This window comes from Streptomyces sp. NPDC085596, assembly GCF_044541565.1.
In the GTDB taxonomy this organism is placed as follows: domain Bacteria; phylum Actinomycetota; class Actinomycetes; order Streptomycetales; family Streptomycetaceae; genus Streptomyces.
Map to the genome: position 1 here is coordinate 176,116 of NZ_JBITTC010000010.1, position 19,642 is coordinate 195,757.

Consider the following 19,642-nt stretch of genomic DNA (forward strand, 5'->3'; position numbering starts at 1 on the left):
CAAAGGCTTGTGTGATCGAACGCTCGGGCGCATGCCATGATTCCTGGCAGCAGTGACGCTTCCTCGGGAGGACAAGTGGGACGACTCTTCGGTACCGACGGCGTGCGTGGCGTCGCCAACGCGGACCTGACGGCCGAGATGGCGCTCGGCCTGTCCGTCGCGGCGGCTCACGTACTGGCCGAGGCGGGCACGTTCGAGGGCCATCGGCCGACCGCGGTGGTGGGCCGGGACCCGCGTGCGTCCGGGGAGTTCCTGGAGGCGGCCGTGGTCGCGGGCCTGGCCAGCGCGGGCGTGGACGTGCTGCGTGTCGGCGTGCTGCCGACGCCCGCCGTCGCCCACCTGACCGGCGTGCTCGGCGCCGACCTCGGTGTGATGCTCTCCGCCAGCCACAACGCGATGCCGGACAACGGCGTCAAGTTCTTCGCCCGTGGCGGCCACAAGCTGGCGGACGAGCTGGAGGGCCGTATCGAGGCCGTCTACGACTCGCACCGCCACGGCGAGCCCTGGGAGCGCCCCACCGGCGCCGGGGTGGGCCGGGTCCGTGACTACGAGACGGGCTTCGAGACCTACGTCACCCACCTGCTGTCGGTGCTGCCGAACCGGCTGGACGGGCTGAAGATCGTTCTGGACGAGGCGCACGGCGCGGCCTCCGGCGTCTCCCCGGAGGCGTTCTCGCGGGCCGGTGCGACCATCGTCACCATCGGCGCCGAGCCGGACGGTCTCAATATCAACGACGGCTGCGGCTCGACCCACCTGGGCCTGCTGAAGGCCGCCGTGCTGGAGCACGGCGCGGACCTGGGCATCGCGCACGACGGTGACGCCGACCGCTGCCTGGCCGTGGACCACACCGGCGAGGAGGTCGACGGCGACCAGATCCTCGCGGTGCTCGCGCTGGCGATGCGGGAGCACTCTGCGCTGGCCTCCGACACCGTGGTGGCCACCGTCATGTCCAACCTGGGCTTCAAGCTCGCCATGGAGCGGGCCGGCATCCGCCTGGTGCAGACGGCCGTCGGTGACCGGTACGTGCTGGAGGAGATGAAGGAGCACGGCTTCACGCTCGGCGGCGAGCAGTCCGGGCACGTCATCATCCTGGACCACGCCACCACCGGTGACGGCACGCTGACCGGCCTGCTGCTGGCGGCGCGGGTCGCCGAGACCGGGCGGGCGCTGCGGGAGCTGGCCTCGGTGATGGACCGGCTGCCGCAGGTCCTGGTCAACGTCCCGGACGTGGACCGCTCGCGGGTGCGCACCTCGGCCGACCTCGCGGCCGCCGTGGGCGAGGCCGAGCGTGAACTCGGGGAGACCGGACGGGTGTTGCTGCGCCCCTCGGGTACCGAGCCGCTGGTCCGGGTCATGGTGGAGGCCGCCGACATCGACCAGGCCCGCACGATCGCCGGCCGGCTGGCCGACGCGGTCAAGTCGGCGCTGGGCTAAGCCGTTTCGGCCTTCGGGCTCTGCGGGTTCTTCCTGCCCTTCCTGGCCCAGAACGTTTTCTGGGCCAGGAGCGTCAGCACGCCCGCCACCACGATGCCGAACAGGTTCAGCAGCAGTTGCTCGCTGGAGCCGACGGTCTGCGTGGTGTCCCCGTAGGCCAGTGCCACGGCGGCGTTCGCGGCGGCCGGGACCGTCGTGACCGAGATGGCCACGCCGACCAGGGCGCCGGACTTGGCCGAGGTCAGCGAGAGCGTGCCCGCCGCGCCCGCGAGCAGCGCCACGACGAACGAGAAGGCGTCCGGCGCGTACACGAACCCGGTGTTGGGCCGGTCGCCCTCCAGCCCGGCCTCGGTGAACAGTCCGGCGGCGTCCATCAGCACGCTGAAGCCGACCGTCAGCGCCATCGCGGCCGCGAAGCCGACCACCAGTGCCAGCAGCGAGCGGGACGCCAGCCGGGGCTTGCGGCGCACCAGCGCGGTGCTGATCCCGGCGAGCGGACCGAACTCCGGGCCCACCGCCATCGCGCCCACGATCAGCACCGCGTTGTCCAGGACCACACCGCAGGCCGCCAGCATCGTGGCGATGGTGAGGAAGGCGACGTAGGTCACCGAGAGGGTCGACTCCTCGTGGGTCTCCTCGACCAGGTGCTGCCACAGCACGGCGTCCGCCGCCTCGCCGGGCGCCTCCTCCTCGGCGCGGTCGGCGCGCCGGGACAGTGACAGGTCGATGTCCTCCACGGCGATCGAGCCGGAGCGGTCGAGGCCGAGCCGCTGGAGCCGGGAGAGCAGGCCGTCGCCCGCCTCCCGTGCCACGTCGCACATGACCACGTCCCCGGCCGGGTCGCGGGCGGCGCCGGGCAGGACCACGAGGTGGGTGGCGCCGACCGTTTCCCCGATCAGGCGCACCACCTCGTCCGTGCGGTCGGCCGGGACGATCAGGCGCAGATGCAGCATGCGCCCATCCAACCGCCCCCGCTACAGCTTTCGCAGGCGCAGCCGCTGCACGGTGTGGTCCGCGCCCTTGCGCAGCACCAGCGTGGCCCGGCCGCGGGTGGGGGCGATGTTCTCGGTCAGGTTGGGCTTGTTGATGGTCCGCCACAGCCCGCGCGCGTAGTCCACCGCCTCCTGCTCGGAGACCTGGGTGTACTTGCGGAAGTACGAGGACGGGTTCTGGAAGGCGGTCTGACGCAGCTTCTTGAACCGCTCCAGGTACCAGCGCTCGATGTCCTCGCCGCTCGCGTCGACGTACACGCTGAAGTCGAAGTAGTCGGCGAGTCCGACGCGGGTGCGGCCGTCACTGCCGGGCAGGGCGGGCTGGAGGACGTTCAGGCCCTCGACGATGAGGATGTCCGGGCGGCGGACGGTGAGGCGCTCGCCGGGGACGATGTCGTAGATGAGGTGGGAGTAGACGGGCGCGGTCACCTCGTCCTTGCCGGCCTTGATGTCGGCGACGAAGCGGGTGAGCGCGCGGCGGTCGTAGGACTCGGGGAAGCCCTTCCGGGACATCAGGCCGCGGGCCTGCAGCTCCTTGGTGGGCAGCAGGAAGCCGTCGGTGGTGACCAGCTCGACGCGGGGGTGCTCGGGCCAGCGGGAGAGCAGGGCCTGGAGCAGACGGGCCACGGTGGACTTGCCGACCGCCACGGAGCCGGCGACGCCTATGACGAAGGGGGTGCCGGACTGGGAGCCCTTCTCGCCGAGGAAGGTGTTCAGGGCGCCTCTGAGGCCGTCGGTGGCGCCGACGTAGAGGTTGAGCAGGCGGGAGAGCGGGAGGTAGATGTCCCGCACCTCGTCGAGGTCGATGACATCGCCGAGGCCGCGCAGCTTCTCCACCTCCTCGGCGGTGAGCGGCTGCGGCGTCTTGTGGCGCAGCGCGCTCCATTCGGCGCGGGTGAGATCGACGTAGGGAGTCGCCTCCGGCCTGTGCCGGTGGGCGCTCCGGGGAATCGCGGAGACCGGTGAGATCACATTCCATTGTTAACGCTGTTTGAACGGGGGTGGGCGTGGGGTGCGTCACGCGCGCCGAACCGAAGATCACGCGGCCGTCACGGTCGGGTACCGGCTGGTGCCCCGATGATCATCTGCGCGTCATCTGTGCGTCGGCTGTGCGTAATGTGCGTGACAACTGTGCGTAAAGCGCGGGGAAACTGTCGCGGACGTCGTCCGCCGTTCGAAGAGAAGAGCGTTCACGTGAGTGCCACCGCCGTCCGCCGTACCGCCCTCGCCGCGTCCGCCGCCGCGCTGGCCCTGCTCGCCACCGCCTGCGGTGGCTCCGGCGACGCGGACAAGGGAGCCGAGGGCAAGGGCGAGGGCGGCTCGTCCGCCGCCGCGTCCGCCCCGGCGGCCAAGGCGCTGACCGCCGCCGAGCTGGAGAAGGCCGCCCTCGCCCAGTCGGACGTGAAGAGCGGCAAGGTCACCACCAAGCTCCCGGCGGGCGACGACATCGCCCCGGACAAGGTCACCGCCGACAACGAGGCGTGCCTGCCGCTGGCCCGCGCCCATGCGGGCGTGGCGCAGGGCGAGCCCGCGTCGACGGCGAAGCGGTCCTGGCTCGGCACGCCGAAGAAGCCGGCGCCCGGCACCAAGCCCGAGGACGCGCTGCTGGCCGCGCTCGACGTGAACAAGACGCTGATCGGGCTCGCCTCCTACGACGGCGGCGCCGCGGAGGCCGCCCTGAAGGGGCTGAGCGCGGCCGCGCAGAAGTGCGCGGGCGGCTTCACGGCCACCGTCGACGGCGAGAAGACCCGGTTCCTCAAGGTCGCCACGGCCGCCGCACCGCAGGGCGGGGACGAAGGTGTCGCGGTGAACCTGACCATGGCCGCCGACGAGGGCGTCAAGGCCCCGGTCAAGGTCGTCGTCGTCCGCAAGGACGCCACGGTGGCCACCTTCAGCACGATCAACATGGCCGCGATGGCCGCGGGCAAGGACTACAAGGTCCCGGCCGACGTCATCGCCGCGCAGGTGGCCAAGCTGGGCTGACCGGCCCAGCGGAGGGCCGGCGAGGGCTCGTACCCCGTGGGCGGGGTCGGTCGGCGCCGGCCGTCGGAGGGCGAAGGTGTGAGGGCCGTGTGGGGCGGCGTCGGAGGTTGTCCGAAGACGGCAGGACAACTTTCCTCCCGCTCACGTGTCATGTGAACCTAAGTCCGCACAGCACGAACACAGCGACTGGTACTGAAACGGTGGATGGATGATCCAGACGGATGGCACGGCTGTGGCCGCCACGGCCGATGAGCGACGCGTTGAGGAGGCCACCACCGTCCATGTCCCGGTTTCGCAGGCGCCCTCGGAGCCGAAGGAGGCCGCGCCGAGCGCTCGCGGCAAGGGGCAGCGGCTGGCCGCGCTGGACGGGCTGCGGTTCCTGGCGGCCGTCGCGGTGGTGGTCTTCCACTTCACCGGCCAGGTGCCCGAGACGATGGAGCACATATGGGGGCGCCCCTACCAGGCGATCTTCCCCGACTCGCACCGCTATCTGGCCTTCGGCCGGCTCGGCGTCGACCTGTTCTTCCTGATCAGCGGCTTCGTCATCTGCATGAGCGCGTGGGGCCGGTCCCCGCGGGACTTCTTCATATCCCGGGTCACCCGGCTGTACCCGATGTACTGGATCGGCGTGCTGGTGTCGGCGGCCGTGATCTACCTGTTCGACACCCCGATGGGGCACCCGAACCCGCGCGTGGTCTTCGCCAACCTCACGATGCTCCAGAAGCCGCTCGGTGTGGACAACCTGGACTCGGTGTACTGGACGCTCTGGCCCGAGCTCTGCTTCTACCTGACCTTCTCGATCGTGGTGTGGAAGGGCCTCACCTACACGCGCGTGGCGGTCTTCTGCGGCATCTGGACGGTCGCCGCGGTGCTCGCGCCCGCCGCCCACCTCCCGCTGCTGACGGTGCTGGTCAACCCGGTCTCCGCGCCGTTCTTCATCGCGGGCATGGCCTTCTACCTGATGTACCGGTTCCGGGCGACCCCGCTGCTGTGGGGGATCGTCCTCATGTCGTGGCTGCTCTCGATGCACTTCATCCTGACCCCGCACGGCGGCCGCATCGCCTGGGACGCCTGGCACCCGTGGCGTGGCTGGCTGGTGCTGACGATCACGGGCTTCTACGCGCTGATCGCCGTGATCGCGCTCGGCTGGACCAGCCGCATCCAGTGGCGCTGGCTGAGCGTCGCGGGAACCATGACCTTCCCGCTGTACCTGCTGCACGACGTGATCGGTCTGACCGTCGCCCACCACTTCGGTGACCGGGTCGACCCCCGCCTCCTGGTCCTGTCCACGACGGCCGCGCTGATCCTGCTGGCCTACGTGGTGCACCGGCTCGTCGAGCGCCCGATCGCGCTGTACATGCGGCGCTGGCTGAACAGCGCCTCCTTCGGCCTGGAGGCGCCGGCGCTGCGCAGGCGCTGAGCCGGAAGGGGGGGCACCGCGGGGACAGCCGTCCCGCGGTGCCCCCCTTTTTTTTGCCAACCAGGGCTTCGTACCCCCGTGGGAATTTCCGATTTCGGGCACGCGGCGGCGGTTTTCGATCGCTGACGGACCGTAGGCTGCGGCACATGTGCGGAATCGTGGGATACGTAGGGGCGCAGTCGGCGCTCGATGTGGTGATGGCCGGGCTGAAGCGGCTGGAGTACCGGGGGTACGACTCCGCGGGTGTCGCGGTGCTCGCGGACGGCGGACTGGCCACGGCGAAGCGGGCCGGGAAGCTGGTCAACCTGGAGAAGGAACTGGGCGAACGCCCGCTCCCGGCCGGCACCACCGGCATCGGGCACACCCGCTGGGCCACCCACGGCGGCCCGACGGACGCCAACGCCCACCCGCACCTGGACAACGCGGGCCGGGTCGCGGTCGTGCACAACGGCATCATCGAGAACTTCGCCGTGCTGCGCGCCGAACTGGCCGAGCGGGGGCACGACCTGGCCTCGGAGACGGACACCGAGGTGGTCGCGCATCTGCTGGCGGAGGAGTTCTCCGCGAGCGCCGACCTCGCGGAGGCGATGCGGATGGTGTGCCGCCGCCTGGAGGGCGCGTTCACCCTGGTCGCGGTGCACGCCGACGAGCCGGACGTGGTGGTGGGCGCCCGGCGCAACTCCCCGCTGGTGGTGGGCGTCGGCGAGGGCGAGGCGTTCCTCGCCTCCGACGTGGCCGCGTTCATCGCGCACACCCGTGAGGCGATCGAGCTGGGCCAGGACCAGGTCGTCGAGCTGCGCCGCGAGGGCGTCACGGTGACCGGCTTCGACGGCAGCCCGGCCGAGACCCGCGCCTACCACGTGGACTGGGACGCCTCGGCGGCCGAGAAGGGCGGCTACGACTACTTCATGCTCAAGGAGATCGCCGAGCAGCCGAAGGCCGTCGCGGACACCCTCCTCGGCCGCATCGACCCCTCCGGCTCGCTCACCCTGGACGAGGTGCGCATCGGCGCCGCCGAGCTGCGCGAGGTGGACAAGGTCGTCATCGTCGCCTGCGGCACCGCCTTCCACGCCGGTCTGATCGCCAAGTACGCCATCGAGCACTGGACGCGCATCCCCTGCGAGGTCGAGCTGGCGAGCGAGTTCCGCTACCGGGACCCGATCCTGGACGGGCGTTCGCTGGTCATCGCCATCTCCCAGTCCGGCGAGACCATGGACACCCTGATGGCGCTGAGGCACGCCCGTGAGCAGGGGTCCAAGGTGCTGGCCATCTGCAACACCAACGGCTCGACCATCCCGCGCGAGTCCGACGCCGTGCTGTACACGCACGCCGGCCCCGAGGTCGCCGTCGCCTCCACCAAGGCGTTCCTGACCCAGCTGGTCGCCTGCTACCTCGTCGCCCTCTATCTGGGCCAGGTGCGCGGCACCAAGTGGGGCGACGAGATCGGGGACGTCATCCGGGACCTCTCCCACATCTCCGGCGCGGTCGACCGGGTCCTGGAGACCATGGAGCCGGTACGGGAGCTGGCCCGCTCCCTCGCCGGGAAGAACACGGTCCTCTTCCTGGGCCGCCATGTGGGCTACCCCGTCGCCCTGGAGGGCGCCCTCAAGCTCAAGGAACTCGCCTACATGCACGCCGAGGGCTTCGCGGCGGGCGAGCTGAAGCACGGCCCGATCGCGCTGATCGAGCAGGACGTGCCGGTCGTCGTGATCGTGCCCTCCCCGCGCGGCCGGTCCGTGCTGCACGACAAGATCGTCTCCAACATCCAGGAGATCCGCGCCCGGGGCGCCCGCACCATCGTCATCGCCGAGGAGGGCGACGAGGCGGTCGTCCCGTACGCCGACCACCTGATCCGCATCCCGGCCACGCCGACCCTGCTCCAGCCGCTGGTCTCCGCGGTGCCGCTCCAGGTGTTCGCCTGCGAACTGGCCACCGCGCGCGGCAACGAGGTGGACCAGCCGAGGAACCTGGCGAAGTCGGTGACGGTCGAGTAGGGGGACGGCCGTAGGCTCCCGGCATGAGCATCATCGGGGTCGGGATCGACGTGGCCGAGATCGACCGGTTCCGGGCGGCGCTGGAGCGTACGCCCAATCTGGCCGCCCGGCTGTTCGTCGCGGGGGAGCTGACGCTGCCGGGCGGGGAGCGGCGCGGGATCGCCTCGCTCGCGGCCCGGTTCGCGGCCAAGGAGGCCCTCGCCAAGGCGCTGGGCGCGCCCGCCGGACTGCTCTGGACCGACGCCGAGGTGTACGTCGAGGACAGCGGGCAGCCCCGGCTGCGGGTGAAGGGCACCGTCGCGGCGCGCGCGGCCGAGCTGGGGGTGCGGTCCTGGCACGTCTCGCTCAGCCATGACGCGGGCGTCGCCTCCGCCGTGGTCATCGCCGAGGCGTGAACCATCCGGGTGCGCCTCCCCGCGCTTCGGGGGCAGACTCGGACCCATGCGTACTGCGTACAGCGTGGAGACGGTACGGGCCGCCGAGCGCGCCCTGATGGCCCGGCTGCCCGAGGGCACCCTGATGGGGCGGGCGGCCGCCGGACTGGCCGCCGCCTGCGCCGAGTTCCTCGGGCGGGTGTACGGCAGCCGGGTGGTGCTGCTCGTCGGCAGCGGGGACAACGGCGGCGACGCGCTGTACGCCGGAGCCCGGCTGCGCCGGCGCGGCGCCGGAGTCACCGCCGTCCTCCTCTCGCCCGACCGCGCCCACCAGGGCGGCCTCGCCGCGCTGCGCCAGGCCGGCGGCGCCGTCATCGGCCCCGAGCGGGCCCTCGGCGCGATCGAGCGGGCCGACCTCGTGGTGGACGGCGTCGTCGGCATCGGCGGCAAGGGGGGCCTCAGGCCCGACGCCGCCCGGCTGGCCTCGGCCGCCGAGCGGTCGCGGGCCGCGGTCGTCGCCGTGGACCTGCCCAGCGGGGTCGACGCGGACACCGGCGAGGTGTCCGGCTCCGCCGTCCGCGCCGACCTGACCGTCACCTTCGGCGCGTACAAGCCCGGCCTGCTGATCGACCCCGGCCGGGAGTACGCGGGGACGGTGCGCCTCATCGAGATCGGCCTCGAACTGCCCCCGGACCCGGTGCTTCAGGCCCTCCAGCACGAGGACGTGGCGCGGCTGCTGCCCCGGCCCGACGCCGAGAGCGACAAGTACCGGCGCGGGGTGCTCGGCGTCGCCGCCGGGTCCGCGCGCTACCCCGGCGCGGCCGTCCTCGCCGTCTCGGGCGCACTGCGCGGCGGCGCGGGCGCCGTACGGTACGTCGGTCCCGCCGGGGACGCGGTCATCGCCCGCTTCCCCGAGACCCTCGTCTCCGACCAGGGCCCCGATCACGCGGGCCGGGTGCAGGCGTGGGTGGTGGGACCCGGCGCCGGGGAGGACGCCCCGACCGTGGCCAAGGTGCTCGGCGCGGACGTGCCCGTACTGCTGGACGCCGACGGGCTGCGCCTCGCCGGCCGGGACGTCGTACGCGGGCGCACCGCACCGACCCTGATGACCCCTCACGCCGGGGAAGCAGCCGCCCTGCTGGGGGTACGCCGCGAGGAGGTCGAGGCGGCCCGGCTGGCCTCGGTGCGGGAACTGGCCGCGAAATACCGGGCGACGGTGCTGCTGAAGGGCTCCACCACGCTGGTGGCCGACCCCGGCGGCGGCCCGGTCCGGGTCAACTCCACCGGCACCGGCTGGCTGGCCACCGCGGGCAGCGGTGACGTGCTGTCAGGGCTCGCCGGATCGCTGCTCGCCTCCCACCTGTCGGCGCTGGACGCGGGCAGCGTCGCCGCGTACCTCCACGGCCTCGCCGGACGCCTGGCCTCGCGGGGCGCTCCCATCGCCGCGCTGGACATCGCCGAGCGGGTTCCCGAGGCGTGGCGGGACGTCGTACGGGACTGAGGCGCGGTCAGGCGCGGCCGGCGCGGATCACCGAGGAGTGCGGCCGGGGGCCGCCGACGCCCTCTGAGAGACTGGGGGCGCCATGAGTGAGACTTCTGCTGTGCCGACCGCGCCCCTGCGCGCCCGCGCCGAGATCGATCTGGGTGCCCTGCGCGCCAACGTCCGGGCGCTGCGCGCCCGTGCCGAGGGCGCGCACCTGATGGCCGTCGTCAAGTCGGACGCCTACGGCCACGGCGCCGTGCCGTGCGCCCGCGCCGCCCTGGACGCCGGGGCGACCTGGCTGGGCACGGCCACCCCGGAGGAGGCGCTCGCGCTGCGCGCGGCCGGGCTGCCGGGCCGGATCATGTGCTGGCTCTGGGTACCCGGCGGACCCTGGCGGCAGGCGATCGAGGCCGACCTCGACGTGTCCGTCAGCGGCATGTGGGCGCTGCGCGAGGTCACCGCGGCCGCCCGTGAGGCGGGCCGTCCCGCGCGCGTGCAGCTCAAGGCGGACACCGGCCTCGGCCGCAACGGCTGCCAGCCCGACGACTGGCCCGAACTGGTCGCCGAGGCGCTGGAGGCCGAGGCCGCCGGGCTGATCCGGGTCACCGGCCTGTGGTCCCACTTCGCCTGTGCCGACGAGCCCGGCCACCCCTCCATCGCCGCCCAGCTGACCCGGTTCCGGGAGATGGTGGCTCACGCCGAGGAGCGGGGCGTGGCCCCCGAGGTGCGGCACATCGCCAACTCCCCGGCCACGCTGACCCTTCCGGAGACCCACTTCGACCTGGTCCGCACCGGCATCGCCATGTACGGCATCTCGCCCAGCCCCGAGCTGGGTACCCCGGCCGACTTCGGGCTGCGCCCGGTGATGACGCTGAGCGCGTCGCTGGCGCTGGTCAAGCGGGTGCCGGGCGGCCACGGCGTCAGCTACGGCCACCACTACGTCACCCCCGGCGAGACCACCCTCGGCCTGGTGCCGCTGGGCTACGCCGACGGCATCCCCCGGCACGCCTCGGGCGGCGGGCCGGTACTGATCGACGGCAAGCTGCGGACCGTCGCGGGGCGGGTGGCGATGGACCAGTTCGTGGTCGACCTCGGCGGCGACGAGCCCGGGGCGGGCACGCGGGCCGTGCTGTTCGGACCGGGCGACGGGGGCGAACCCACCGCCGAGGACTGGGCGCAGGTGTGCGGGACGATCGCGTACGAGATCGTCACCCGGATCGGCACACGCGTGCCCCGCGTCCATGTGAACGGCGAGACGGGCGGATGACCCGTACGGGGGCCGGGCACGCTACCGTCCGGTAGCCCCTGGGCGCACCGGCCCGGCGGACCGCAGTACGGCGAGGAGGAACGGCACGTGAGCGAGAGCAGTGCGGAGGCCGTGGTGGACGCGGTCGCCGCGACGGCCGCGTCCGGCGGCTGGCGCAAGGCGACCGGCCTCGCCGGCGCCGCGATAGGCGTCCTGGCCGCGGGCGCGGCGGCCGGGGTGGCCATCGAGCGGATGACGGTCGGGCGCGACATACGCCGCAAGGCCGTACTGGCGCTGGACTCCACGGGCCCCTACGGCACCCTGCGCGGCACCCCCGGCAGGGCCGTCGCCGACGACGGCACCGAGCTGTACTACGAGGTCGACGACATCGACCCCGACCCCGGCCCGAGCGTCTCGCCGCGCCGCCGCAGGCTCTTCGGCCGCAAGGCGCCCGCCCCGGTGACCGTCGTCTTCTGCCACGGCTACTGCCTCGCCCAGGACTCCTGGCACTTCCAGCGGGCCGCCCTGCGCGGCGTCGTCCGCACCGTCCACTGGGACCAGCGCAGCCACGGCGAGTCCGGGCGGGGCGTGGCCCAGACCCGCGACGGGCTGCCGGTCACCATCGACCAGCTCGGCCGGGACCTGAAGGCGGTGCTGGACGCGGCGGTGCCCGAGGGGCCGGTGGTGCTGGTGGGGCACTCGATGGGCGGGATGACGGTGATGGCGCTGGCCGCGCAGTACCCGGAGTACATCCGGGACCGGGTCGTCGCCACCGCGTTCGTCGGCACCTCCTCCGGCAGGCTCGGCGAGGTCAACTTCGGGCTGCCGGTGGCCGGGGTCAACGCCGTGCGCCGGTTCCTGCCGGGCGTGCTGAAGGCGCTGGGGCAGCAGGCGGAGCTGGTGGAGAAGGGGCGCCGGGCCACCGCCGAGCTGTTCGCCGGGGTCATCAAGCGGTACTCGTTCGCGGGGCGGGACATCGACCCGGCGGTCGGGCGGTTCGCGGAGCGGATGATCGAGTCCACGCCGATCGACGTGGTCGCGGAGTTCTACCCGGCCTTCACCGACCACGACAAGACCGAGGCGCTGGCCTGCTTCGCGGACATGCCGGTGCTGGTGCTGGCCGGGGTGCGGGACCTGGTCACCCCGAGCGAGCACAGCGAGGCCATCGCGGACCTGCTCCCCGACGCCGAGCTGGTGCTCGTGCCGGACGCCGGGCACCTGGTGATGCTGGAGCATCCCGAGGTCGTCACCGACCGCCTCGCCGACCTGCTCACCCGCGCGGGCGCGGTCCCGGCAGGGGCTACCGTAAGCGGTTATGGAAGAGGCACCAGCGGCAGCGGCACCGCACAACCCGGCTGAGACCCGGCTCACCGTCACCTCCCCCGAGCAGATGCGGGAGCTGGGCCTGAAACTGGCCGGGCTGCTGCGCGCGGGCGACCTGGTGATGCTCACCGGGGAGCTGGGCGCGGGCAAGACGACGCTGACCCGGGGGCTCGGCGAGGGTCTCGGGGTGCGCGGCGCGGTCACCTCGCCGACCTTCGTGATCGCGCGGGTCCACCCCTCGCTGGTCGACGGCCCACCGCTGGTCCACGTCGACGCCTACCGTCTCTCCGGCGGGCTCGACGACATGGAGGACCTCGATCTCGACGTGTCCCTGCCCGAGTCGGTGATCGTCGTGGAGTGGGGCGAGGGCAAGGTCGAGGAACTGACCGACGACCGGCTGGAGATCCTCATCCACCGCGCGGTCGGCGACACCACCGACGAGGTCCGCCACGTCACCCTGACCGGCCTCGGCGACCGCTGGGCGAAGGCGGACCTGGACTCGCTCGCGGGCTGAGGGCGCCGATATCCCGACAGGGTGTCGGAATCGTATTGCGCGGGACGTACCGGGCGTGGTCACATGGTACTCAGCCCGTGGTTAGGCATACCTAACTCCGCCCGCCCCCGCAGCTCAGGAGGCGCCCCATGTCCGTCCCGCGTCCCACGGCCGGCCCCGAGCGCACGCCGCTCGCCGAGGCGGCCCCGCAGATCCCCATGCGCGACCTCCTGGCATCCTGCGCGGCGGCAGAAGCGATCTCCACCCCACCCCCGGCACCGGCCCCCGCCGCATGCACCCCGGACCACCGCGAGGCGGCCTGAGCGGCGCGCCCTCGCGTCAGCGGATCACCACCACCGGCACCCCGATCGTGGCGAACTGCCACATGGCGTTGCCGTCCGGGCGGGTTTCGCGGATGCCGCCGGTGCGCGAGGAGCCGGGTTCGGCGGGTTCGTTTTCGTTGCGGGTGGCGGCGCTGAAGCCGATCGTCACGCCGTCGACCGTGGTGAAGCGGACGACGTGTTCGACCGGGAGGCCGTCGCTGCCGGTGATGGCGTTGGAGCGCGAGGTGACCCAGTAGGAGCCGGGGGCGGGGTCGACGCCGCCGGGGTGGACGCCGAAGGTGCGCCGGACGCGGCCGTGGTCGTCCACCAGCCAGACGCGGTCGTCGTCGACCGAGTACACGACCCGCTCGCCCTTGCCGGAGTTCGCCGGCAGGGCCGTGGGGTGGCGGCGGTCGCGCGGGGCCTTGGTGACGGCCACCGAGGGGGAGGCGCTCGCCGAGGGGGCGCGCAGGCTCGCCGGGACGTCCGCGTGGGCCTGGTAGGCGAGGAGGCCGACGGTGCCGACGGCCACCGCGGTGAGTCCGGCCACGATCCCCGAGCTGGTCCCTGCCACGTGCGCCACCTCTGCCTCGTACCGACCCGTACGGTTCGCGGAATATGTCGTACTTCATACAGACCGTAGCAGTCAGTGACGGTCCGACCGGGACGGCCGTGCGCGAGCCGTCGGCGCCGTAGGCTGTTCGCGTGCTTCTGCTCGCTCTGGATACCGCCACCCCCGCCGTCACCGTCGCCCTGCACGACGGGACGGACGTCGTCGCCTCGTCGAGCCAGGTGGACGCCCGCCGCCACGGAGAGCTGCTGCTGCCCGCCGTCGACCGCGTGCTCGCCGCCGCCGGGCTGGGGCTGGACGCCGTCACCGGCATCGTCGTCGGCACCGGCCCCGGCCCCTACACCGGTCTGCGGGTCGGCCTGATGACCGCCGACACCTTCGGGCTCGCCCTCGGCGTCCCCGTGCACGGCGTGTGCACCCTGGACGGCCTGGCCTACGCGGCCGACATCGAGAAGGGCCCCTTCGTCGTGGCGACCGACGCCCGGCGCAAGGAGGTCTACTGGGCGACGTACGCCGACTCCCGCACCCGGCTCACCGGCCCGGCCGTGGACCGCCCGGCCGACATCGCCGAGCGCGTCGCGGGGCTGCCCGCCGTGGGCGCGGGCGCGCTGCTCTACCCGGACACCTTCCCCGACGCCCACGAGCCCGAGCATGTGTCCGCCGCCGCGCTCGCCTCGCTGGCCGCCGGGAAGCTGGCCGCGGGGGAGGAGCTGCCGGAGCCCCGCCCGCTGTACCTGCGCAGGCCCGACGCCCAGGTGCCCAAGAACTACAAGGTGGTCACCCCCAAGTGACCGCGCAGCTGCGCGAGATGCGCTGGTGGGACATCGACCGGGTCCTGGGGCTCGAGAAGGACCTCTTCCCCGAGGACGCCTGGTCGCGGGGCATGTTCTGGTCCGAGCTGGCCCACGCCCGGGGCGACGGCGCCACCCGCCGCTACCTCGTCGCCGAGAACGACGGCCGGCTCGTCGGGTACGCCGGGCTCGCCTCCTCGGGCGACCTCGGTGACGTGCAGACCATCGCCGTCGCCCGTGACCAGCAGGGCACCGGCCTCGGCGCCCGGCTGCTGACCGAGCTGCTGCGGGCCGCGACCGCCTTCGAGTGCGCCGAGGTGATGCTGGAGTGCCGGGTGGACAACACCCGCGCCCAGAAGCTCTACGAGCGCTTCGGCTTCGCCCCCATCGGCTTCCGGCGCGGCTACTACCAGCCGGGCAATGTGGACGCCCTGGTGATGCGCCTGACCGACCCCTCTTCCTCGCTGGAAGACGTACAAGGAACCGAGATCAATGGCTGACGAACCTCTCGTCCTCGGCATCGAGACCTCCTGCGACGAGACCGGCGTCGGCATCGTGCGCGGCACCACCCTGCTCGCCGACGCGGTCGCCTCCAGCGTCGAGGAGCATGCCCGCTTCGGCGGTGTCGTGCCCGAGGTGGCGTCCCGCGCGCATCTGGAGGCGATGGTCCCGACCATCGAACGCGCGCTGAAGGAGGCGGGCGTCACCGCCCGCGACCTCGACGGCATCGCCGTCACCGCCGGTCCCGGCCTCGCGGGCGCCCTGCTGGTCGGCGTCTCGGCGGCCAAGGCGTACGCCTACGCCCTCGGCAAGCCTCTTTACGGTGTGAACCATCTGGCGTCGCACATCTGCGTGGACCAGCTGGAGCACGGCCCGCTGCCCGAGCCGACCATGGCGCTGCTGGTCTCCGGCGGGCACTCCTCGCTGCTGCTGTCCTCGGACATCACCTCCGACGTGCGGCCGATGGGCGCCACCATCGACGACGCGGCCGGTGAGGCGTTCGACAAGATCGCCCGCGTGCTGAACCTGGGCTTCCCCGGCGGCCCGGTCATCGACCGCTACGCCCGCGAGGGCGACCCGAAGGCCATCGCCTTCCCGCGCGGCCTGAGCGGCCCCCGCGACCCCGCGTACGACTTCTCCTTCTCCGGCCTGAAGACCGCCGTGGCCCGCTGGATCGAGGCCAAGCGCGCGGCGGGCGAGGAGGTGCCGGTGCGTGATGTGGCCGCGTCCTTCCAGGAGGCCGTGGTGGACGTGCTGACCCGCAAGGCGGTGCGCGCCTGCAAGGACGAGGGCGTCGACCACCTGATGATCGGCGGCGGTGTCGCGGCCAACTCCCGGCTGCGCGCGCTGGCCCAGGAGCGCTGCGAGGCGGCCGGTATCCGGCTGCGCGTGCCGCGCCCCAAGCTGTGCACGGACAACGGCGCGATGGTCGCCGCGCTCGGCGCCGAGATGGTCGCCCGCAACCGGGCCGCCTCCGACTGGGACCTGTCCGCCGACTCCTCCCTGCCGGTCACCGACCCGCATGTGCCGGGCACCGGCCACAGCCACGACCATGTGCACGAGGTCAGCAAGGAGAACCTCTACTCATGACCGTCGCCCTGATGTGGGAGGCGCGGGCCGCCGAGGGCCGGGGCGGGGAGCTGCTGGACTGGGCCCGCGCGCAGGAACTGGCCACGCGCCCGCTGCGCCGCGAGACCTTCCGCGCGCCGGGCGACCGGGTGCTGGTCATCACCTGGTGGGACGCGGCCTACGACGCGGACGTGCCGGAACTGCCCGCGCCGGACACCGGGCTGGTGTCCCGGCCGGTGCACCGGTGGCGGTTCGAGCCCGTCGCGGACTGATCCGCGAGCTGGAGTGGCGCGCGTCGGTGATCTCTGGTTATGATCATCACACAGCGAACGGCCGGAACAACTCCGGTACGAACGCCGCGCGTTGGTGGTCCAAGTCAAGACGCCCCGCTTCCTGCGGGGAAATGCAGGTGCAAGACCTGCCCAGCGCTCAGATCAGAAGGCCGCTCCGGTTTCGACCGGGGCGGCCTTCGCCGTTCCCGGCTCACCCCGCCGGTGCCACCGTGGTCCCGCAGCGCAGCACCCGCCCCGGTCCGGCCTCCCGCACCGGCCCCGTCAGCCGCAGCCGTGTGGTGTGCCGGACCTCGGTGCTGGACGGGCCGAGCCGCAGCTCCAGCAGGCCCGGCTCGACCACCCGTACCCCCGGGGCCCCGGTGAAGGACGCGAGGTCGGCGTGGAAGGCGAAGGTGACCCGGCTGGCCTCGCCGGGCGCCAGCTCCACCCGCTGATAGCCGACCAGCCGTACGTCCGGCCGGGTCACCGAGGCCACCGGGTCGTGCAGATAGAGCTGCACCACCTCCGCCCCCGCCTGCTCCCCGGTGTTGCGTACGGTCACCGCGAGGTCGTACGAGCCGTCGGTGCCGGTCTCCGCCTCCGCCGCGCCGAAGTCCGTCCAGGCGAATGCCGTGTACGACAGGCCGTGGCCGAAGGGGTGCAGCGGGGTCGGGTCCAGGCTGCTGACCTCGCTCGCCAGGCCCAGCGGCGGCTGGAGGTAGGTCCACGGCTGGCCGCCCGGCCCGCGAGGCACGCTCACCGGCAGGCGCCCGGAGGGGTTCACCCGGCCCGTCAGGACCCCGGCCAGCGCCGGGCCGCCCTCCTCGCCGGGGAAGAACGCCTGCACCACCGCGCCGAGCCGCCCCGACCAGCGGCCCAGCGCGTAGGGGCGCCCGGTGAGCAGCACCAGCACCACCGGCGTACCGGTCGCCACCAGCGCGTCCAGCAGCTCGCCCTGGACCCCCGGCAGCCGCAGGTCGGCCGCGTCGCACCCCTCGCCGGAGGTGCCGCGCCCGAACAGGCCCGCCCGGTCGCCGAGCACCGCCACGCACACATCGGCCTCCGCCGCGCGGGCCACCGCCCCGGCGAACCCGGAGGTGTCCGTGTCCGACACCCCGCACCCCTGCGTGAACGTGACCTCCGCATCCGGGAGTTCGGCCCGCAGCGCCTCCAGCACGGCCGGGATCGCGATGCCCGGCTCGACACCGGGGTGATGGGGGAGGACGTGCGCCGGGAAGGAGTAGCAGCCGAGCATGGCCAGCGGGTCCGCCGCGCGCGGCCCGACCACCGCGATCCGGGCGCCCGGTGCGAGGGGGAGCAGCCCCGCCGGGTTCTCCAGCAGGATCACCGACTCCTCCGCCAGCCTCCGGGCCAGCGCCCGCCCCTCGGGGGAGTCCAGGACGACGGGACCCGCCGGCTCCGGGCGCCAGTCGGGGTCCAGCAGGCCCAGCTCGCACTTCTGGAGCAGCACCCGGCGGGCCGCCCGGTCCACCAGGGCCTCCGGGACGCGGCCCGCCTGGACGGCGTCCACCAGCGGAGTTCCGTAGCAGTCCACGGTGGGCAGCTCCACGTCCACGCCCGCCGCCAGCGCCAGGTGGGCCGCCCCGGCGCGGTCCCCGGCCAGCCGGTGCTGGGTGCGCAGGAAGCCGACGCCGAAGTAGTCCGCGACCACCGTGCCGGTGAAGCCCCACTCCTCGCGCAGCACCCCGGTCAGCAGCCGGGCGTCGGCCGAGGCGGGCACCCCGTCGGTCTCGGTGTACGCCGCCATCACCGACCGGGCCCCGCCCTCGCGCAGCGCCAGCTCGAACGGCGGCAGCGTCACGTCCGCCAGCTCCCGCGCGCCCGCCCGCACCGGGGCGAGATTGCGGGCGCCCGCCGAGGCCGCGTACCCGGCGAAGTGCTTGAGCGTGGCCACGATCCCGGCCGACTCCAGGCCGCGAACGTAGGCGGCGCCGACCGTGCCGACCAGGTACGGGTCCTCGCCTATGGTCTCCTCCACCCGGCCCCAGCGCGGATCGCGGACGACGTCAAGCACCGGGGCGAGACCCTGGTGGACGCCGGCCGAGCGCAGGTCCCGGCCGATGCGGGCGCCCACCTCGGCCACCAGCGCCGGGTCGAAGGAGGCGCCCCAGGCGAGCGGCACCGGGTAGGCGGTCGCACCCCAGGCGGTGAACCCCGCGAGGCACTCCTCGTGGGCGAGCGCCGGGATGCCGAAGCGGTTCGCGGCGGCGATCCGGCGCTGGGCGGCGGCGAGCGCGCGGGCGCCCCGCCCGGGGTCGACCGGGGCGGTGCCGAAGGAGCGGGTGAGCTGGCCGAGGCCGTGCGCGATCAGCTCGTCCCAGTCCGGCACCGCGCTCATCTCGCTCTGCAGCGGGGCGACTTCACCGCCGTCCGGACCGGCGCCCACCCAGACGCCGTACAGCTGGGCGGTCTTCTCCCGCAGCGTCATCCGGGACAGCAGGTCCTCGACGCGTTCGGCGGCGGGCAGGGCGGGATCACGCCAGGCGGCGGTGGTGGTCATGGAGCTCCAGTCGGGAGGGTCGTACGGAGGGGGTCACTTGCCGCCCGCGCCCATCAGGCCGCCGACCAGGGTGCGCCGGGCCACCAGGTAGACGGCGAACACGGGGATGCCGGAGAGGACGACCGAGGCGAGCAGGGCGGGGATGTCCACGCCGAACTGGCTGACGAAGGTGAACAGGCCCAGGGTCAGCACCCGGCTGTCCTCGGACTGGGTGAAGATCAGCGGGAAGAGGAAGCCGTTCCACGCCTGGAGGGACGCGTAGACGACCACGGTGCCGATGCCGCCCCTGGCCAGGGGCACGACGAGCCGGAACAGCATCCGCGCCGGGGACGCGCCGTCCAGGGCCATCGCCTCGTACAGCTCCTCGGGGATGTCCCGCAGGGTGCCGGTGAGCACCAGCACCGACACCGGCATGGCGAAGGCCGCGGTCGGCAGCGCTACGGCGAGCAGGCTGTCGTACAGATGCAGCTTGGTGATCATCAGGTAGAGCGGGACCACCACGGCCTGCGCGGGGACGGCCACGCCCAGCAGGAACAGCCGGAAGGCCCCGCCCGACCAGAAGCCGCGGGTGCGCACGGCCACGTACGCCAGCGGGACGCACAGCACCAGGACGATGCCCACCACCACCGCCGCGACCAGCACGGTGTTGGCCAGGAAGTGGCCGAAGCCGCCCGCCAGCACGGTGCCGTAGTTGGCGAGGGTGGGGTGGCGCGGCGGCCGGAGGGCGTTCGCGCCGAGCGCCTCGTCCTGGCGGGTCACGGACACCGAGACCATGACGTAGACCGGGACGAGGACGACGGCGAGCCAGACCACCGCGCCCAGGCCCGCCAGCGGGTTGGCCGGACGGGTCACG

The 19,642-nt window shown here is 73.4% G+C and carries 19 protein-coding genes; 14 read left to right on the top strand and 5 right to left on the bottom strand.

What is annotated here, in order from left to right:
• The first annotated feature begins 75 nt into the window (after positions 1–75).
• A complete protein-coding gene (glmM, locus tag ACIGA3_RS26480) occupies positions 76–1,434 on the top strand; it encodes a phosphoglucosamine mutase (protein ID WP_399720282.1) in 1,359 nt (452 codons plus the stop codon).
• Here the strand turns inward: glmM and ACIGA3_RS26485 are convergent.
• Positions 1,431–2,387, bottom strand: coding sequence for a DUF389 domain-containing protein (locus ACIGA3_RS26485; RefSeq protein WP_399720284.1), 957 nt, complete (start codon positions 2,385–2,387; stop codon positions 1,431–1,433). The genes glmM and ACIGA3_RS26485 overlap by 4 nt on opposite strands.
• A 21-nt stretch (positions 2,388–2,408) precedes the next feature.
• Positions 2,409–3,398 (bottom strand): type I pantothenate kinase, encoded by a 990-nt coding sequence (coaA, locus tag ACIGA3_RS26490; RefSeq protein WP_399720286.1) that lies wholly within the window; start codon positions 3,396–3,398, stop codon positions 2,409–2,411.
• 222 nt (positions 3,399–3,620) lie between these two features.
• Here coaA and ACIGA3_RS26495 point away from each other — a divergent pair, with 222 nt between their 5' ends.
• The 9 genes from ACIGA3_RS26495 (at position 3,621) to ACIGA3_RS26535 (ending at position 13,065) form a co-directional block, all read left to right on the top strand.
• Positions 3,621–4,409 (top strand): hypothetical protein, encoded by a 789-nt coding sequence (locus ACIGA3_RS26495; protein WP_399720288.1) that lies wholly within the window; start codon positions 3,621–3,623, stop codon positions 4,407–4,409.
• A gap of 208 nt (positions 4,410–4,617) precedes the next feature.
• Entirely contained in the window at positions 4,618–5,829 is a 1,212-nt protein-coding gene (locus tag ACIGA3_RS26500; RefSeq protein WP_399720290.1) for an acyltransferase family protein, read from the top strand.
• A 146-nt stretch (positions 5,830–5,975) separates the two neighbouring features.
• Positions 5,976–7,823, top strand: a complete 1,848-nt coding sequence (glmS, locus tag ACIGA3_RS26505; RefSeq protein ID WP_399720292.1) for a glutamine--fructose-6-phosphate transaminase (isomerizing) — start codon at positions 5,976–5,978, stop codon at positions 7,821–7,823.
• Between the two features lie 23 nt (positions 7,824–7,846).
• Positions 7,847–8,218, top strand: coding sequence for a holo-ACP synthase (locus tag ACIGA3_RS26510; protein WP_217461876.1), 372 nt, complete (start codon positions 7,847–7,849; stop codon positions 8,216–8,218).
• A gap of 46 nt (positions 8,219–8,264) precedes the next feature.
• Positions 8,265–9,698 carry an NAD(P)H-hydrate dehydratase gene (locus ACIGA3_RS26515; RefSeq protein ID WP_399720295.1) on the top strand — a complete coding sequence of 478 codons (1,434 nt, stop codon included), beginning with the start codon at positions 8,265–8,267 and terminating at the stop codon, positions 9,696–9,698.
• An 82-nt stretch (positions 9,699–9,780) separates the two neighbouring features.
• On the top strand, positions 9,781–10,947 hold the full coding sequence (gene alr, locus ACIGA3_RS26520; RefSeq protein WP_399720298.1) for an alanine racemase: 1,167 nt from the start codon (positions 9,781–9,783) through the stop codon (positions 10,945–10,947).
• 87 nt (positions 10,948–11,034) lie between these two features.
• Positions 11,035–12,285: an alpha/beta fold hydrolase gene (locus ACIGA3_RS26525; RefSeq protein WP_399720301.1), complete on the top strand. Its 1,251-nt coding sequence runs from the start codon at positions 11,035–11,037 to the stop codon at positions 12,283–12,285.
• On the top strand, positions 12,242–12,763 hold the full coding sequence (tsaE, locus tag ACIGA3_RS26530) for a tRNA (adenosine(37)-N6)-threonylcarbamoyltransferase complex ATPase subunit type 1 TsaE (RefSeq protein WP_399720303.1): 522 nt from the start codon (positions 12,242–12,244) through the stop codon (positions 12,761–12,763). Before ACIGA3_RS26525 ends, tsaE begins: the two co-directional genes overlap by 44 nt.
• Before the next feature lie 128 nt (positions 12,764–12,891).
• Positions 12,892–13,065 (top strand): hypothetical protein, encoded by a 174-nt coding sequence (locus tag ACIGA3_RS26535; protein WP_399720306.1) that lies wholly within the window; start codon positions 12,892–12,894, stop codon positions 13,063–13,065.
• A gap of 16 nt (positions 13,066–13,081) precedes the next feature.
• On the opposite strand, the gene ACIGA3_RS26540 is transcribed toward ACIGA3_RS26535, so the two are convergent.
• Positions 13,082–13,639 carry a hypothetical protein gene (locus tag ACIGA3_RS26540; protein WP_399720309.1) on the bottom strand — a complete coding sequence of 186 codons (558 nt, stop codon included), beginning with the start codon at positions 13,637–13,639 and terminating at the stop codon, positions 13,082–13,084.
• A gap of 131 nt (positions 13,640–13,770) precedes the next feature.
• Here ACIGA3_RS26540 and tsaB point away from each other — a divergent pair, with 131 nt between their 5' ends.
• The 4 genes from tsaB to ACIGA3_RS26560 are packed head-to-tail and all read left to right on the top strand — an operon-like array spanning position 13,771 to position 16,268.
• Complete coding sequence (gene tsaB, locus ACIGA3_RS26545; RefSeq protein WP_399720312.1) at positions 13,771–14,427, top strand: tRNA (adenosine(37)-N6)-threonylcarbamoyltransferase complex dimerization subunit type 1 TsaB; 657 nt, start codon at positions 13,771–13,773, stop codon at positions 14,425–14,427.
• Positions 14,428–14,444: 17 nt separating this feature from the next.
• Positions 14,445–14,927: a ribosomal protein S18-alanine N-acetyltransferase gene (rimI, locus tag ACIGA3_RS26550; RefSeq protein ID WP_399720513.1), complete on the top strand. Its 483-nt coding sequence runs from the start codon at positions 14,445–14,447 to the stop codon at positions 14,925–14,927.
• Entirely contained in the window at positions 14,920–16,017 is a 1,098-nt protein-coding gene (gene tsaD / locus ACIGA3_RS26555) for a tRNA (adenosine(37)-N6)-threonylcarbamoyltransferase complex transferase subunit TsaD (protein ID WP_399720315.1), read from the top strand. Before rimI ends, tsaD begins: the two co-directional genes overlap by 8 nt.
• Positions 16,014–16,268, top strand: a complete 255-nt coding sequence (locus tag ACIGA3_RS26560) for a hypothetical protein (protein WP_399720318.1) — start codon at positions 16,014–16,016, stop codon at positions 16,266–16,268. The genes tsaD and ACIGA3_RS26560 overlap by 4 nt, the downstream gene beginning before the upstream one ends.
• A 211-nt stretch (positions 16,269–16,479) precedes the next feature.
• Here the strand turns inward: ACIGA3_RS26560 and ACIGA3_RS26565 are convergent, their stop codons facing one another.
• Positions 16,480–18,789, bottom strand: a complete 2,310-nt coding sequence (locus ACIGA3_RS26565; protein ID WP_399720320.1) for a glycoside hydrolase family 3 N-terminal domain-containing protein — start codon at positions 18,787–18,789, stop codon at positions 16,480–16,482.
• Positions 18,790–18,822: 33 nt separating this feature from the next.
• Positions 18,823–19,641: a carbohydrate ABC transporter permease gene (locus ACIGA3_RS26570; RefSeq protein ID WP_399720323.1), complete on the bottom strand. Its 819-nt coding sequence runs from the start codon at positions 19,639–19,641 to the stop codon at positions 18,823–18,825.
• Between the last annotated feature and the right edge of the window lies 1 nt (position 19,642).